10 protein-coding genes are annotated in these 13,376 nt (G+C 68.3%); 4 read left to right on the top strand and 6 right to left on the bottom strand.

Annotation, left to right across the window (positions count from 1 at the left end):
* Positions 1-19 precede the first annotated feature (19 nt).
* Entirely contained in the window at positions 20-1,516 is a 1,497-nt protein-coding gene (locus ACVCMC_RS15270; protein ID WP_447097912.1) for an OmpP1/FadL family transporter, read from the bottom strand.
* Positions 1,517-1,759: 243 nt separating this feature from the next.
* Between ACVCMC_RS15270 and ACVCMC_RS15265 the strand changes: the two genes are divergently transcribed.
* Both ACVCMC_RS15265 and ACVCMC_RS15260 read left to right on the top strand, forming a co-directional pair.
* Positions 1,760-2,053 (top strand): YcgL domain-containing protein, encoded by a 294-nt coding sequence (locus tag ACVCMC_RS15265; RefSeq protein ID WP_447097911.1) that lies wholly within the window; start codon positions 1,760-1,762, stop codon positions 2,051-2,053.
* A gap of 71 nt (positions 2,054-2,124) precedes the next feature.
* A complete protein-coding gene (locus ACVCMC_RS15260) occupies positions 2,125-5,559 on the top strand; it encodes an ankyrin repeat domain-containing protein (RefSeq protein WP_447097910.1) in 3,435 nt (1,144 codons plus the stop codon).
* Between the two features lie 13 nt (positions 5,560-5,572).
* Here the strand turns inward: ACVCMC_RS15260 and ACVCMC_RS15255 are convergent, their stop codons facing one another.
* From ACVCMC_RS15255 to bioD, 5 genes are all read right to left on the bottom strand, one after another.
* Positions 5,573-7,399 (bottom strand): monovalent cation:proton antiporter-2 (CPA2) family protein, encoded by a 1,827-nt coding sequence (locus ACVCMC_RS15255; protein ID WP_447097909.1) that lies wholly within the window; start codon positions 7,397-7,399, stop codon positions 5,573-5,575.
* Positions 7,400-7,556: 157 nt separating this feature from the next.
* Entirely contained in the window at positions 7,557-8,615 is a 1,059-nt protein-coding gene (locus ACVCMC_RS15250) for an STAS-like domain-containing protein (RefSeq protein WP_447097908.1), read from the bottom strand.
* Between the two features lie 108 nt (positions 8,616-8,723).
* Positions 8,724-10,934, bottom strand: a complete 2,211-nt coding sequence (dcp, locus tag ACVCMC_RS15245) for a peptidyl-dipeptidase Dcp (protein ID WP_447097907.1) — start codon at positions 10,932-10,934, stop codon at positions 8,724-8,726.
* Positions 10,935-11,060: 126 nt separating this feature from the next.
* A complete protein-coding gene (locus ACVCMC_RS15240) occupies positions 11,061-11,408 on the bottom strand; it encodes a hypothetical protein (RefSeq protein ID WP_395120400.1) in 348 nt (115 codons plus the stop codon).
* A 64-nt stretch (positions 11,409-11,472) separates the two neighbouring features.
* On the bottom strand, positions 11,473-12,165 hold the full coding sequence (gene bioD, locus ACVCMC_RS15235; protein ID WP_395120401.1) for a dethiobiotin synthase: 693 nt from the start codon (positions 12,163-12,165) through the stop codon (positions 11,473-11,475).
* A gap of 56 nt (positions 12,166-12,221) precedes the next feature.
* Between bioD and ACVCMC_RS15230 the strand changes: the two genes are divergently transcribed.
* Both ACVCMC_RS15230 and ACVCMC_RS15225 read left to right on the top strand, forming a co-directional pair.
* The gene (locus ACVCMC_RS15230; protein ID WP_395120402.1) at positions 12,222-12,713 is read left to right on the top strand and encodes a GAF domain-containing protein; all 492 of its coding nucleotides are present in this window, start codon (positions 12,222-12,224) and stop codon (positions 12,711-12,713) included.
* 151 nt (positions 12,714-12,864) lie between these two features.
* Positions 12,865-13,368 carry a prepilin-type N-terminal cleavage/methylation domain-containing protein gene (locus tag ACVCMC_RS15225; RefSeq protein ID WP_447097906.1) on the top strand — a complete coding sequence of 168 codons (504 nt, stop codon included), beginning with the start codon at positions 12,865-12,867 and terminating at the stop codon, positions 13,366-13,368.
* Positions 13,369-13,376: the final 8 nt, after the last annotated feature.

The raw sequence follows: 13,376 nt of genomic DNA, 5'->3' as shown, positions 1-13,376 counted from the left end.
CATTGCCGCGGGTGGAGCCTCAGAACTTGTACATCGCCGAGAAGCTCAGCAGGTTGCCGTAGTCGTCGAAGTTGCCGGTCAGCGTGTCGCCGGTGCTGTTGGTCAGCGAAACGTGCGCGTTGTTGACGAAGATGTGCGCGTACGAGGCGTTGATCTCGAAGTTTTCGCTCGCCTTGTAGCCGATGCCGACGGTGGCCATCTTGCGGGTGGAGTCCGGCACGCGCGGGCTGCGGGTTTCCTCGTAGGTCGGGCTCTTGTCGACCGCGAGGCCGGCGCGCAGGGTCAGCTTGTCGTTGACGTAGTAGTCCCCGCCGACCGAGGCGTATACGGTGTTGCGCCAGTTGTACGGCTCCGACGTCTGCGGCTGCGCGTTGCCGTAGTTCACCGTCAGGTTCTTGAACACGTCCCACTTGGTGTAGGCCACGTCGACGCCGACGCCGAACTTCTCGGCCTGATGCCAGTAGCTCGCGCTGGCCACGGCCGGCGTGGTGAAGTCGGCGGTGCCGGTGGTGTGCGAGAACGGCGGGATCGAGCTGGCCAGCGCCGGGTTGGCCAGCAGCAGGTCGTAGCCCGGCGTGGTGGTGAAGTTGCCGGTACCCTGCAGGCGATGGCTGATCTTGGCGCGGTAGTTCAGCGCCAGCTTGTCGTTCGGGGTCAGCTTCCAGAAGCCGCCCAGCTGCCAGCCGTAGCCCCAGTCGTCGCCCTTGATGCGGGCGTAGCCGTCCACGCCCGGAGGCGTGACCGCCGCCACGCCGGCCGCGGCAGCCTGGCCCTGCTGCACGGCCGCCTGGATCATCGCCGCACCCTGCGCCGGCGAAATCTGGCCCGCGGCGATGGCCGCCTGGATCTGCGCGACGCCGGCGGCGGTCTGCGCGCCGATGCCCTGCTGGATGCCCAGGCCCACGGCGTTGAAGTTGACCGCGCTGGTCAGCTCGGCGCTGGTCTTCTGGGCGATGAAGCTGGCGCCCAGGCTGAAGTTGTCGGTGACGTCGAACGATGCCGACAGCGTGGCGTCCAGCGACTGGAACTTGGACTTGATGCCGTGGTAACGGCCGACCCAGTCCTTGTCGTACTCGGTCTGGAAGCCGAACGGCACCGAGAAGCCGCCGCCCACGTGCACGCGGTCGCTGACCTGGGTGGCGAAGAACAACGCCGGCACCGGCAAGGTGGTGCCGGCATCGCCGCCATTGCCGCCGCTGATCGGGCGACCCAGCACGTCATGCGCGCTGCCGTCGAACTTGGCGCTGAAGTTGATGGCGGTGACGTCGGCCTGCAGGTAGGTGCCCTTCAGCTCGGACATCGCGGCCGGGTTGTTGACCACCACCGAGACATCACCGCCGGCGGTAGCGGAACCCGCAAAGGCGCGGCCCAGGCCCTTGGCGCTGTTCTCCTTGAGCTGGAATGCACTGGCATCCGCGTTCACCGGCGCAACCAGGGCGCCCACGATCGCAATGCTCAGCGCGGCGAGCGCCAGTGGACGGGCAGCGCCCGTGAGGGTACGGAAAGACGTGTGCATCGCTGGCTCCTGCATGATATTGGGTCAACTCGGTTAAGTCGGGCAGACGGACAGGAAAATTCATACGTACGTTTGAACTTCCTGCGCTGGACTTTGCCCTCTCGGACAAGGCGTTGCAAGTGCGCTCGCAACAAATTACTAACAAGTGAACTCCGCCCGGCAAACAAACCCGCCCGCCGATCCGCCGGCCGGCGCTGCTACTCTCGCCTCCCCGGCGCTTGCTCCCGCCCCCACGGTGCTGCCATGCAATGCTTCGTCTACGCCAGCCTGTCCAAGGCTGACACTTACCTGTGGCTGGCCGAACGCGACGCGTTCGACGTACTGCCCGAGCCGCTGACGCTGATGTTGGGTGAACTGCGCTTCGTGATGGAGGTGCAACTGACGCTCCAACGCAAACTGCCGGTGGAGGACACTGGCCAAGTGCTGGAGCACCTGCGCACGCAAGGCTGGCATCTGCAATTGCCGCCGCAGGAAACGCTGGCCGCCGCCAACCACCCCGCCTACACGCACTCGCCGCGGGATGATCGGGACGAGTGAATCGCGCATCATGGCGTTCGCGTTAACGCCTGGTTACCGCCTGCACGGTCCACGATTTCTATACTGCCGCCATGACCCAGACCAAATCCCGCCGTCGCCCTCCCTTCCTGCATGCGCTGGCCTGGTTCATTCCCGGCTTGCTGGCCGTGGCACTGGCCAGCTTGACCACCCATCCGCTGACCCTGATCCCGCTGCTTCTGGCCAACGCACTGACCATGGCGGCCATTTGCCACGCGATCGGTTTCGATCCGGAACCGAGCTTCGCGCGCACCGTGCTGCGCCGCGGCGCCGCGCACCTGGTGATGTTTACCGGCTACACCGTGCTGGTATTCGTGCTGGTGGCCTGGCCGATGCTGCAACTGAGCCACAGCCCCAGCCTCAGCGCCGCCCTGCTGCTGGCCGCCGCGCTGGTGCTGGCGCTGGTCTCGCTGTGGCGACTGTGGCCGGCGTTCGGGCTGGTGTTCGTGTGGGACGACGCCTACCCGCCGCAACGCGACGGTTCATGGATCTTCACCGCCACCCTGCGCAGCATGGCGTTCGGTCGGCACCTGTCGCGCGAGGAGCGCTTCTTCACCCACTTCGTGCCGGCCGCGCTGTGCCTGCTCGCGCTGGCCTTCAGTGCGATCGCGCTGACCGGGCTGGTCGGCATGCTGCCGGAGGAAATGCGCCTGGCGGCGCTGGCGATCTATGCGCTGGTGATCTTGCCGCTGGCCTGCCTGGTGATCGCCAACCGCACCCTGCGCGCGTTGCTGTGCGAACGCCACCCGCCGCGCCGACGCGCCGACGCGAATCCGCTGACCGCTGAATTGCCGCGGCCGGTGCTGAGTGAACCGGAGCGCATCGCCGGCACACCCGAACAGGCGGCCGCCTTGCTCGCCGCCGCCCGCGCCGGCGACATCGAACGCGCGCTGGCGCTGCTGGAAGTGGGTGCTGCCTGCGACACTGTGCCGCCGCCGGGTGATCGCGACCAGCGCCCGGTGCTGATGCTGGCGGCGCTGCTGCCCGACACGCGGCTGCTGCGCGCGCTGATCGCCAGCGGCGCCGACGTCAATCGCGCCAGCGGCGGGCTCACCCCGCTGCTGGCGGCCACCCGCGACAGCTGGCACGGCCGCGCCGAAGCGGTGCTGATGCTGCTGGCCAACGGCGCCAGCCCGCTGGCCACCGATGCCGACGGCAACACCCCGCTGCACGGCGCCGTGCTCAGCGCCGACGCCGGCGTGGCGGCGATGCTGCTCGACGCAGCCGCGCCGATCGACGCGCTCAACCAGGCCGGCCTGAGCCCGCTGGCCACCGCCTGCCGTGCCGCCAACTGGCCGCTGGCGAAATTCCTGCTCGACCGCGGCGCCAAGCCGGCCCCGGCCGGCGGCGAACCGGCGCTGGTCGCCGCCGCCACCATCGCCGACGACGACCCCACCGGCGTTGCCCTGTTGCTCAAGCACCGCGCCGCCGTCAACGCACTCGACGCGCGCCAGCGGCACGCCTTGCTCGGCGCCGCCGCCGAAGGCCACGAGCGCATCGCCCGCGCACTGTGCGATGCCGGCGCCGACGTCAGGCTGGCCGACGAGCACGGCGTTACCGCGCTGATGGAAGCCGCGCGCGCCGGCGCCAGCGGCATCGTGCAGCGGCTGGCCGAGGCCAAGGCCAACGTGCTGGCCCGCGACCAGCACGGTCGCGACGCGCTGATCCTGGCCTGCCAGTCGCCGCATGCCGACGTCGCCACCGTCCGCGCCCTGCTCGAACTGGGTGCCGATGCCAAGGCCGCCGGCGGCGACGGCCGCAGCGCACTCGACCACGCCAGCGCCGCCGGGCGCTGGGATCTGGTCGCGCTGCTGGACCCGGACACCGCGCTGCCCGCCAACCTCAGCCACGATCTGCTGGACGAAGGCGCCGACACGCCGCAACACCTGCTCGACGCGCTGCGCTTCGGCCACTGGGCCACCGTCTCCGCCTTCGGCGAGCGGGTGCGCTCCTGGCCGCAAGCCGAACTGGCCCGGCTCTATCTGGAACTGGCCACGCCCGGGCTGGGCGCGGCGCGGCGCTGGCTGCTGGACCACGGCCTCGCCGCCGAGGCCCGGCTGGAGGCACCGCGCATCGACGAGCCCGACACCGGCGAAGCGCCTACCCAGGCACCGCTGGGACGGCGCCTGTTCGACGCCCTGCTCGAACGCCTGCCCGATGCCACCGAAGCGGTCGATGATCTGATGCAGGCCGGCGCCAGCCCCGCCGGTTGCGGCCTGCTGGCCGCGGCCCTGGTGCAGCTCGAGGGCGCAGCCCAGGCCGCCGCGCTGCCGCTCGGCCTGCTCGAGCGCGGCGCCGACCCGTTCGGCACGGACGCGAACCAGCGCACGCCGCTGCACCTGGCCACCCGCCACGCGCACGGCGACCTGCTGCAGGCACTGCTGGCGCGCGGCTGCGATCCCAACGCCCGCGACGGGGAGCAGCGCACGCCGCTGTTCGCCGCGCTGGAACATGGCGCCGCCGCGCTGCCGCTGGTGCGCAGCCTGATCGCCCACGGCGCCGACCCGGAAGCAGCCGACACCCACGGCGAGACGCCGCTGGGGCTCGCGCTGGAGCATCCCGCGCTGGAGCGCTGGCTGGACTGGCGCGACTGGCCGCTGCCGCAGCGACCGTTGCGCGGCACCGACCTGCCTGCCGCCGCCGCGGTCGGTGCGCTGGCCGCGGTGCAGCGACTGCTGGAGCTGGGCTTCGCCGTCGACACCCGCGACGAGCAGGGCGCCACCGCGCTGCTGCGCGCCTGCGGTGCCGGTCATCGTGACGTGGCCGCCTGCCTGCTCGACGCCGGTGCCGATCCCAGCCTTCCCGCGCACAGCGGCGTCACCGCCCTGGTCGCCGCGGTCAGCGCACGGCGCGAAGCGCTGGTGGCCCTGCTGCTGCAGCGCGAGGTGGCCGTCGACCAGCGCCTGCCGAACGACGCCACCGCGCTGATGGTGGCCGCCGCGCTGGGCTACCCGGACATCGCCGAACAACTGCTGGCCGCCGGCGCCGACGTCAAGGCGGTGGACAGCTCCGGCCGCAACGCATTGCACGCCGCCGCCCAGTTCGGCTTTGAACACAACGACAGCCTGCGCACCCGCCGCCTGTTCGACGGCCTGCTCAAGCACGGCGCCGAGATCAATCACGCCGATCGCGAAGGCAAGACGCCGCTGTTGCTGCTGCTGGGCGCGCAACTGCCGCCGGGCAGCGACGGCGACGCCACCCACCTGGGCGCGCTGGTACCGCCGCTGCTCGATGCCGGCGCGCACGTCGCGCATGCCGACCAGCGCGGCGTCACCGCGCTGCATGCCTGCGCCATGCACGCGCTGCTCGCCCCGGCCCGCGTGCTGCTCTCGCGTGGCGCCGACCGCCAGGCCACCGACGCCTTCGGCCGCACTGCCGCGGAAGTGGCTCGCCAACTCGGCTTCGTCGACATTGCCCACGAACTGAGCGCGCGCAGCAACCAGGCGATCCCCAGCGTGCGGCAGACGCTGCGGCAACCGGCGGAGTAGCCGCCGGCCGCGTCTATTCGGGACTGTCCGGCGCCACCGGCCCCTTCTCGCGCTGGCGCTCGGCAGTGCGCTCCGCATCGGCCTCGAACAGCCGCTGCAGGTCGACCAGTGCATCGCGGGTGCTCTGCATCAGCTTGGTCTCGTCGTCGTAGACCAGCGCCTGCTTCTGCAGCAGGTCCTCGTCGTAGCGGCGGAAGCGCTCGACACGATCGACCGCCAGCTCGTGCGACAGGCCCAGTGCCTCCAGCGTCTTGCGGGTCATCTTGAGGCTGGAATGGAAGGTCTCGCGCACCGGGTCGTCCACGCCCAGGTCGAGCAGGCGAAACACGTGCTGGCGGTTGCGCGCGCGGGCGACGATCTTCAGGTGCGGATACTGCCGCTTGACCAGGCGCGCGGTGCGCAGGTTCGCCTCCGGGTCGTCGGTGGCCAGCACGAAGACTTCCGCGGTGGCCGCGTGCGCCGCGCGCAGCAGTTCCGGCCGCGCCGGGTCGCCGAAGAACAGATTGATGCTGCCGAAACGGCGCGAGAAATCCACCTGGTCGGCGGAGTGCTCCAGCGCCACGAACGGAATGCCCTGCGCACGCAGCACGCGGGCGATGATCTGGCCGACGCGACCGAAGCCGGCGATGATCACCCGCGGCGGCGCCGTGTCGATGGTGTCGAACTCGCGCGACGGCTGGCGCGGGCGCAGGTCCAACGCCTTCGCCGCCAACACCACCAGCAGCGGTGTCAGCGCCATGCTCAGGGCGATCACCAGCATCAGCAGGTCGCGTTGCGCGACGCTGAGCAGGCGTTGCTCGGTGGCCAGCCGCAACACCACGAAGGCGAACTCGCCGCCGGCGGCCAGCAGCACCAGCAGGCGCAGCGTGTCCGAGCGATTGAGCCCGCACAGCCAGCGTCCCAGCGGCCACAGCAAGACACTCTTCAGCGCCAGCAGCAGCGCCAGCAGGGTCAGCACCAGGCCGGGGCTATGCCACAGCAGCGACAGATCCATCGACATGCCGACGCTGATGAAGAACAGCCCCAGCAGCAATCCCTTGAACGGCTCGATGTTCGATTCCATCTCGTGCCGGTATTCGGAATCGGCCAGCAGCACGCCGGCCAGAAATGCGCCCAGGGTGGCCGACAGGCCCGCCAGTTCCATCAGCCATGCCACGCCCATCACCACCAGCAAGGCGGTGGCGGTGGACACCTCGACCGAGTCGGCCTTGGCCACGAAACGGAACACCGCGCGCAACAGGTAGCGGCCGCCGACCACCACCCCGACGATCACCCCGATCGTGCGCAGCACGCCGAGCAGGTCCACATGCGAAGCCGAGGACGCCGCCAGCAGCGGCAAGGCGGCGATCAGCGGAATCGCCACCAGGTCCTGGAACAACAGCACGGCGAACACGTGCCGCCCGTAGGCCGAACCCGCCTCCTTGCGCTCCGCCAGGATCTGCAGGCCGAACGCGGTGGACGACAGCGCCAGGCTGCCGCCAACGACAAAAGCCGCCTTGCCGTTGAGGCCGAACAGCCAGTACGCGACCAGGCCGATCGCCAGGCCACTGGCCAGCACCTGCGCGATGCCGGTGCCGAACACCGAGCGCCGCATCACCCACAGCCGCTGCGGCGACAGCTCCAATCCGATCACGAACAGCATCAGCACCACGCCGAACTCGGCGATGTTCGCCACGCCCGAGGTGTCGTGGATCAGCCCCAGCAGCTGCGGCCCGATCGCCACGCCGGCCAGCAGATAGCCGAGCACTGCCCCGAGGCGAAAGCGCTTGGTCAGCGGCACCGCGATCACCGTGGCGAGCAGGAACACCAGGGCCGTCTGCAGCAGATGATGGCTGTCCACGCGTGATCGGGCTCCAGTCGGGAGTTTCGATTATTTCACGCAGCCGCTGCTCCCGCCGCCTACCTTCGTCACACCGCGGTCGACCGGCGCCCATTCACATCCGGCGAGCCAGAAAAACGCAGCAGCGTGTCGAAGAAGTTCCCGGTGAACGACCGGCTCAAAGCAAAGACAATTGCCCGCCGTCGTAATCACGTGTCACTTCGGCGCGACGGATCATCTGCTGCACTTCCGGAACGGCGTGGACAGGTACCAATTCCACCTCCGGGTGGGCCCGGGCAAACACGCGGAATATCTCGTCGGCAAATGCCTGCCCAATGGTGGTGACATCGCTGAAATCGAGCACCACGTGGCGGAACCTGTCCACGCGTTGCATCAGCCGTTTGGCCTGCGAACGGGAAATCAGGTTCTCATCGCCGACCTGGGCAAGGCGAACCGGAACCACGGTTTTCGCAAACGCGTACTCGTCCGGACCACTGGAAAATTCGTCGAACACCTGCTTGACGGTACGCACGGACCCCGTGGATATGCCCATGGATACGACGGTGCCCTCCTTCGGCATGCCGTCGACATCGAACAACACGTCCTTGCCATGTCCTTCCTCATGGGAGAACACCAGTCCTCCGGACATGATCTGGAAGCGATCGAACATCCGCGAGGTGAAGAACACGCCTTCGCCCGAGTGATTTCGCGGATCCGTGGTGAACTTGCCTTTGGACAACTCCAGCAGCGCCAGGCGTTCGTCCGGCAACTCCAGGGCACGCGCGATTTTCCGGAAAATGCCGACACCATCATCGGCGATCATCATCAACAGCTCGTTATCACGCAATTCCATGTGCACTCCGACGTGCGTGGCCTCGGAGTGGTCAATGGCGTTGTTGATCATTTCCGTTGCACCGTGGTGGGCGATGTCCAGCACGTTGCGCGGCACGTCCCGCAACAAGGGTGACAATTGCGCCGACCAGAGGGTGTCCTCGGTCAGGCCCTCCCGTGGGTATCGCTGCCAAAACCGGCGGTTGTGGCCCATCGTGTAGACGGGTCGGGTCGTCCCGTCCTTGCGCAGGTAGCCCTCGGCCACCAGCTTGCGAACCTGAATGCTGACCCTCGCACCCGATAGACCCAGCTGGGCCGCCACCATGCCGACCAGGTCGCGCGGATGTGTGGCCACTGCTTGCAGCAGGGCGGCATCTATTTCGGCGGAACGACTGGGGCGAGCCATTTCCGGATTCTAAAGTTATGCCACCCTATTTGCTAGTTAAAGGGCGACTACTTGAAAGTCAAAGGGCCTGCTTGCGCAGGCCCTCCAACACTTGACGCTCTAAACGGCCTACTTCTTCGTTGCGTCCTTCAGGCCGCGGTTTTCCAGCATCGGCTCGATGCTCGGGTCCTGGCCGCGCCAGTCCCTGTACATCTTGGCCAGGTCCTCGGTGTTGCCGCGCGAGAGCACCATCTTGCGGAAGCGGTCGCCGTTGGCGCGGGTAAGGCCGCCGTTGTCCTTGAACCCGATGAAGGCGTCGTCGGCCAGCATCTGCGTCCACAGGTAGGCGTAGTAGCCGGCGGCGTAGCCGTTGCCCCAGATGTGCTGGAAATAGCTGGAGCGGTAGCGCGGCGGCACGTAGCTCAGGTCCACGCCGTCCTTCTTCAGTGCGGCGGCCTCGAACTTGTCTGCGTCCTGCACCGGTGCGTCGGCGCCCAGCATGTGCCAGTTCATGTCGAGCATCGCCGCGGCGACCAGCTCGGTCATGTTGTAGCCCATGTTGAACTTGCCGGCCTTCTTCATTTTGTCGACCAGCGCCTGCGGCATCGGCGCGCCGGTCTTGTAGTTCTTGGCGTAGTTGGCGAACACCTTGGGGTTGGTCGCCCAATGCTCGTTGAACTGCGACGGGAACTCGACGAAGTCGCGCGCAGTGTTGGTGCCGGACAGGGTGGGGTATTGCTCGTCGGCGAGCATGCCGTGCAACGCGTGGCCGAACTCGTGAAACATGGTGATCACGTCATCGAACGACAGCAGCGCCGGCTGGCCCGCGGCCGGCTTGGTGAAGTTGGCGACGTTGTAGATCACCGGTTTGGTGTCCATCAGCTTCGACTGGCCGACGAAGTTGTCCATCCAGGCGCCGCCGCCCTTGTTGTCGCGCTTGAAGTAGTCGCAGTAGAACAGCGCCATCGACTTGCCGTCGGCGTCGAACACCTCGAACACGCGCACGTCCGGCTGGTACACCGGAATGTCCTTGCGCTCCTTGAAGGTCAGCCCGTAGAGCTGGTTGGCGGCGTAGAACACGCCGTTCTTGAGCACGTTGTCCAGCTCGAAGTAAGGCTTGATCTGGTTTTCGTCGAGGTCGTACTTCGCCTTGCGCACCTGCTCGGCGTAGTGGTTCCAGTCCCACGGCTGCAGCTTGAAGCCGGGCTGCCCGGCCGCCTTCTGGTCCTGGTCGATCTGCGCCTGGATGTCGGCGGCCTCGCGCGTGGCACGCGCCACCGCAGCCGGCGCCAGCTTCTGCATGAAGCCCATCGCGGTGGCCGGCGTCTTGGCCATCTGGTCTTCCAGCTTCCACGCGGCGTAGTTCGGATAGCCGAGCAATGCGGCCTCCTGCGCGCGCAATTGCGCCAGCCGCTCGATCGTCTTGCGGGTGTCGTTGGCGTCGTTCTGCTCGGCGCGGTTCCACGACGCCTCGAACAGCTGCTGGCGGGTGGCACGGTCGGTCAGATCCTGCAGCTCGGGCTGCTGGGTGGTGTTCTGCAGCGGCAACACGTACTTGCCGTCCTGCTTGCGATCGGCCGCGGCGCGACTGGCGGCGGCGATTTCCGCATCGCTCAGGCCGGCCAGCTTGCTCTTGTCGCCGATCACCGGCGCGGCGTCCTTGGTGGCCGCCAGCAGCTTGTTGGTGAACGCGGTGCTGAGGCTGGACTCCTCCTTGTTCATCGCCTTCAGCTTGGTCTTGTCGGCGTCGGACAGCTTGGCGCCGGCATGCACGAAGTTGTCGTAGACCACCTGGACCAGGCGCGCGGATTCCGGATCGAGCTTCAGCGTGTCGCGCTGGTCGTGGACCGCCGCGATGCGCTTGAACAACTTGTCGTTGAGATAGATCGCGTCCTGGTGGGCGGCCAGCCTGGGCGCCTCTTCCTCCTGCACTTTCTGCAGGGTCGGGTTGGTATTCGCCGCGGTGACGCCGTTGAAGACCGCCATCACGCGATCGAGCATCACGCCGGTTTTCTCCAGCGCCACGTAGGTGTTCTCGAACGTGGCCGGCTCGGGGTTGTCGGCGATCTTCTGCACCTCGGCCAGTTGCCGCTTCATGCCCTCCTCGATCGCCGGCTGGTAGTCGGCGTCGGTGATCTTGTCGAACGGCGGCGCCTGGAACGGCAGCGTGCTGGCCTGGAAGAACGGGTTGCTGGTCATGGCATCGGCCGGGGCGGTGGCGGAAGCGCTCGCTGTCGACGTGGGCGCAGGCGCGGGCGTGGCATCGGCGCCACCCGGCGATTGCGAGCAGGCGGCGAGGGCGATCGTGGTGGCAATCACGAGCAGGCGGAGTCGAAGCATCAGGTTCCCCAACGTTGGGCGTCCGCGGCGGGACGGGATGGAAATGCAGTCCCCGACTTTACCCATACGGCCGCCGCTTTCCAAACGTTCGCAGGAAACTGCGGACCGCGGATCAGCGAAGCGCCATCACGCCACGCGCAGGTCGCGCAGCTGCCAGCCGCCGCCGATCAGCAGGAACAGCCGATGGCGCAGCACGCTCATCGGCAGGTCGGTGGTCAGCTCCACGTCGGTGCGCAGGTCGGCGACTTTCGCCGTCACCTCGGCGGCCGGATCGGTGTTGCCGAGGCTGGCGTCCACCGCATCCGGGTCGGGCTGCGCCGCGCGCCAGCGCTGGAACAGCTCATCGCTGCGCAAGGCGTGCTGCAGCGCGCCGGCGAAATCATTCGGGCCGGCACCGGCGTAGCTGAAACGCGGGTCCTCGCCGCGGGCGTGGCCGAGGTCGGCGATCGAGAGGTAGTAGCGGTTGCGGGGCATTGGCCATTCCGGAAACAGGTCTGCGGCCATTCAAGCACGCACGCCGGTACGCCGGACGTGAAGGTCAGCCGAGCGCCGCCACGGCGGCGTGCAAGCGTCCGGCCGCCTGCGCCGGCGGCATGCCGTGCGGCAGCACGCCCAGGCACGGCGCCGGCAGCAGCTCGCCCAGCGTGGCCAGGTTCTCGGCTTGCGCTTCCATCGCCGGGTCGATGTGGTTGCCGATCCAGCCGATCAGGCGGCAGCCGTCGGCGACGATCGCGCGCGCGCTGAGCTGGGCGTGGTTGAGGCAGCCCAGGCGCAGGCCGACCACCAGGATCACCGGCAACTGCCATTGCCTGGCGATGTCCGAGGCGAACAGCTTGGGCGCCAGCGGCACCAGCCAGCCGCCGACGCCTTCGACCACCACGCGCTGGTGTTCGCTGCGCAGTTGTTCGAAGGCGGCGCGCATCGGCGCCAGCGTGACCTGCCGGTGCTCGCGCGCGGCCGCCAGATGCGGCGACAGCGGATCGCGCAACGCCACCGGGTTGATCCGCTCGTAGGCCAGCGCGGGATCGCTGCCTGCCGCCTGCAGGGCCAGCGCGTCGTCGTTGCGCAGGCCGTCGGGCGTCGCCGCGCAACCGCTGGCCACCGGTTTCATGCCGCAACTGCGGTGACCGGCATCGCGCAGGGCGTGCAGCAAGGTGCAGGAAGCATGGGTCTTGCCGATGCCGGTGTCGGTGCCGGCGATGAATACCGCGGCGTGGCGGGAGTCTGTCATCGGGATGTCCGTGGCGAGGGCGCGCATAATACGCCTTTGCCGCCGGATGACTTCGCATGTTCGAGCTCGAGACCCCCACCTTCGCCAGCAAGCAGGAGCACTATGAGCACCTGGTGCAGCAGGCGCGCGGCCTGCTGCAGGGCGAGCCGGACCTGATCGCCAACGCGGCCAATTTCAGCGCGCTGGTCTACCACGGCCTGCCGCAATTGAACTGGGCCGGGTTCTACCTGTTCGACGGCACCGAGCTGGTGGTCGGCCCGTTCCAGGGCAAGCCGGCATGCATCCGCATCGCGCTCGGCCGTGGCGTCTGCGGCACCGCCGCGAGCGAGCGCCAGACCCAGCTGGTGCGCGACGTCAGCACGCACCCCAACCACATCTACTGCGACTCGGCCTCGCAATCGGAGATCGTGGTGCCGCTGGTTCGCCGCGATGGTTCGCTGCTCGGCGTGTGGGACGTCGACAGCCCGGTGACCGATCGCTTCGACGAGGACGACCGCGCCGGCATGGAAGCGCTGTGCGCGGTGTTCATGGATGTCGTCACGCCCTGATCGGTTCGCGATGACCCGGCGCGCGTGACCGCCCGCCGGGCGTGGTCGCGCGCCGCTTGCCCGCCCGTCGTCATGGCGCTCAAGCGCAATCCTCCCGTGCCGCTAACGATGAGGGGCCCGGCGATTTGCCGAATCCCGGCGTTGCCGCTCGGTGCGCCTCGCGAACACTCCACCCGTAGCCATGAACAAGAGACTGCCCACGCCAAGCGCCGGGTTCACGCTGGTCGAGATGATGATTGCAGTCGTCATCATGGGGCTGCTCGTCGCCATGGCGATGCCGATCTATGCGCGGTACGGCAACCGCGTCAAGGCGAATGAAGTCGCGGCCTTCATGACCACCACCTCGCTGGCGCTGGAGACCTACCACGCCCAGTCGGGGACCTATCCCGCCACTCTGGCCGAGATCGGCATCAGCGAACCGGCGCTCGATCCATGGGGCAACCCGTACCGGTATCTGCCGATCGACACCGATCCGCCGCCCAAAACGGGCCAGGTCCGCCGCGACCGGAACATGAATCCGATCAACACCGACTTCGACCTGTACAGCACCGGACCGGATGGCCGTACGCAGACCCAGTTGACCGGACGCTTCGCGCGCGACGACATCGTGCGCGCGGGCAACGGCAGTTACATCGGCACGGCGCAGGATTTCTAGGCGCGACG

Source organism: Rhodanobacter sp. UC4452_H20, assembly GCF_052978205.1.
Note: the sequence above shows the minus strand (reverse complement) of the source record. Positions and strands in the feature narration are given on the sequence as shown.

What these genes read in the sequence shown, in the direction of transcription:
- ACVCMC_RS15240 (WP_395120400.1), bottom strand. Translation starts at nt 11,408, where the DNA reads ATGCCCCGCAACCGCTACTACCTCTCGATCGCCGACCTCGGCCACGCC.
- ACVCMC_RS15265 (WP_447097911.1), top strand. Translation starts at nt 1,760, where the DNA reads ATGCAATGCTTCGTCTACGCCAGCCTGTCCAAGGCTGACACTTACCTG.
- bioD (WP_395120401.1), bottom strand. Translation starts at nt 12,165, where the DNA reads ATGACAGACTCCCGCCACGCCGCGGTATTCATCGCCGGCACCGACACC.
- ACVCMC_RS15260 (WP_447097910.1), top strand. Translation starts at nt 2,125, where the DNA reads ATGACCCAGACCAAATCCCGCCGTCGCCCTCCCTTCCTGCATGCGCTG.
- dcp (WP_447097907.1), bottom strand. Translation starts at nt 10,934, where the DNA reads ATGCTTCGACTCCGCCTGCTCGTGATTGCCACCACGATCGCCCTCGCC.
- ACVCMC_RS15230 (WP_395120402.1), top strand. Translation starts at nt 12,222, where the DNA reads ATGTTCGAGCTCGAGACCCCCACCTTCGCCAGCAAGCAGGAGCACTAT.
- ACVCMC_RS15270 (WP_447097912.1), bottom strand. Translation starts at nt 1,516, where the DNA reads ATGCACACGTCTTTCCGTACCCTCACGGGCGCTGCCCGTCCACTGGCG.
- ACVCMC_RS15250 (WP_447097908.1), bottom strand. Translation starts at nt 8,615, where the DNA reads ATGGCTCGCCCCAGTCGTTCCGCCGAAATAGATGCCGCCCTGCTGCAA.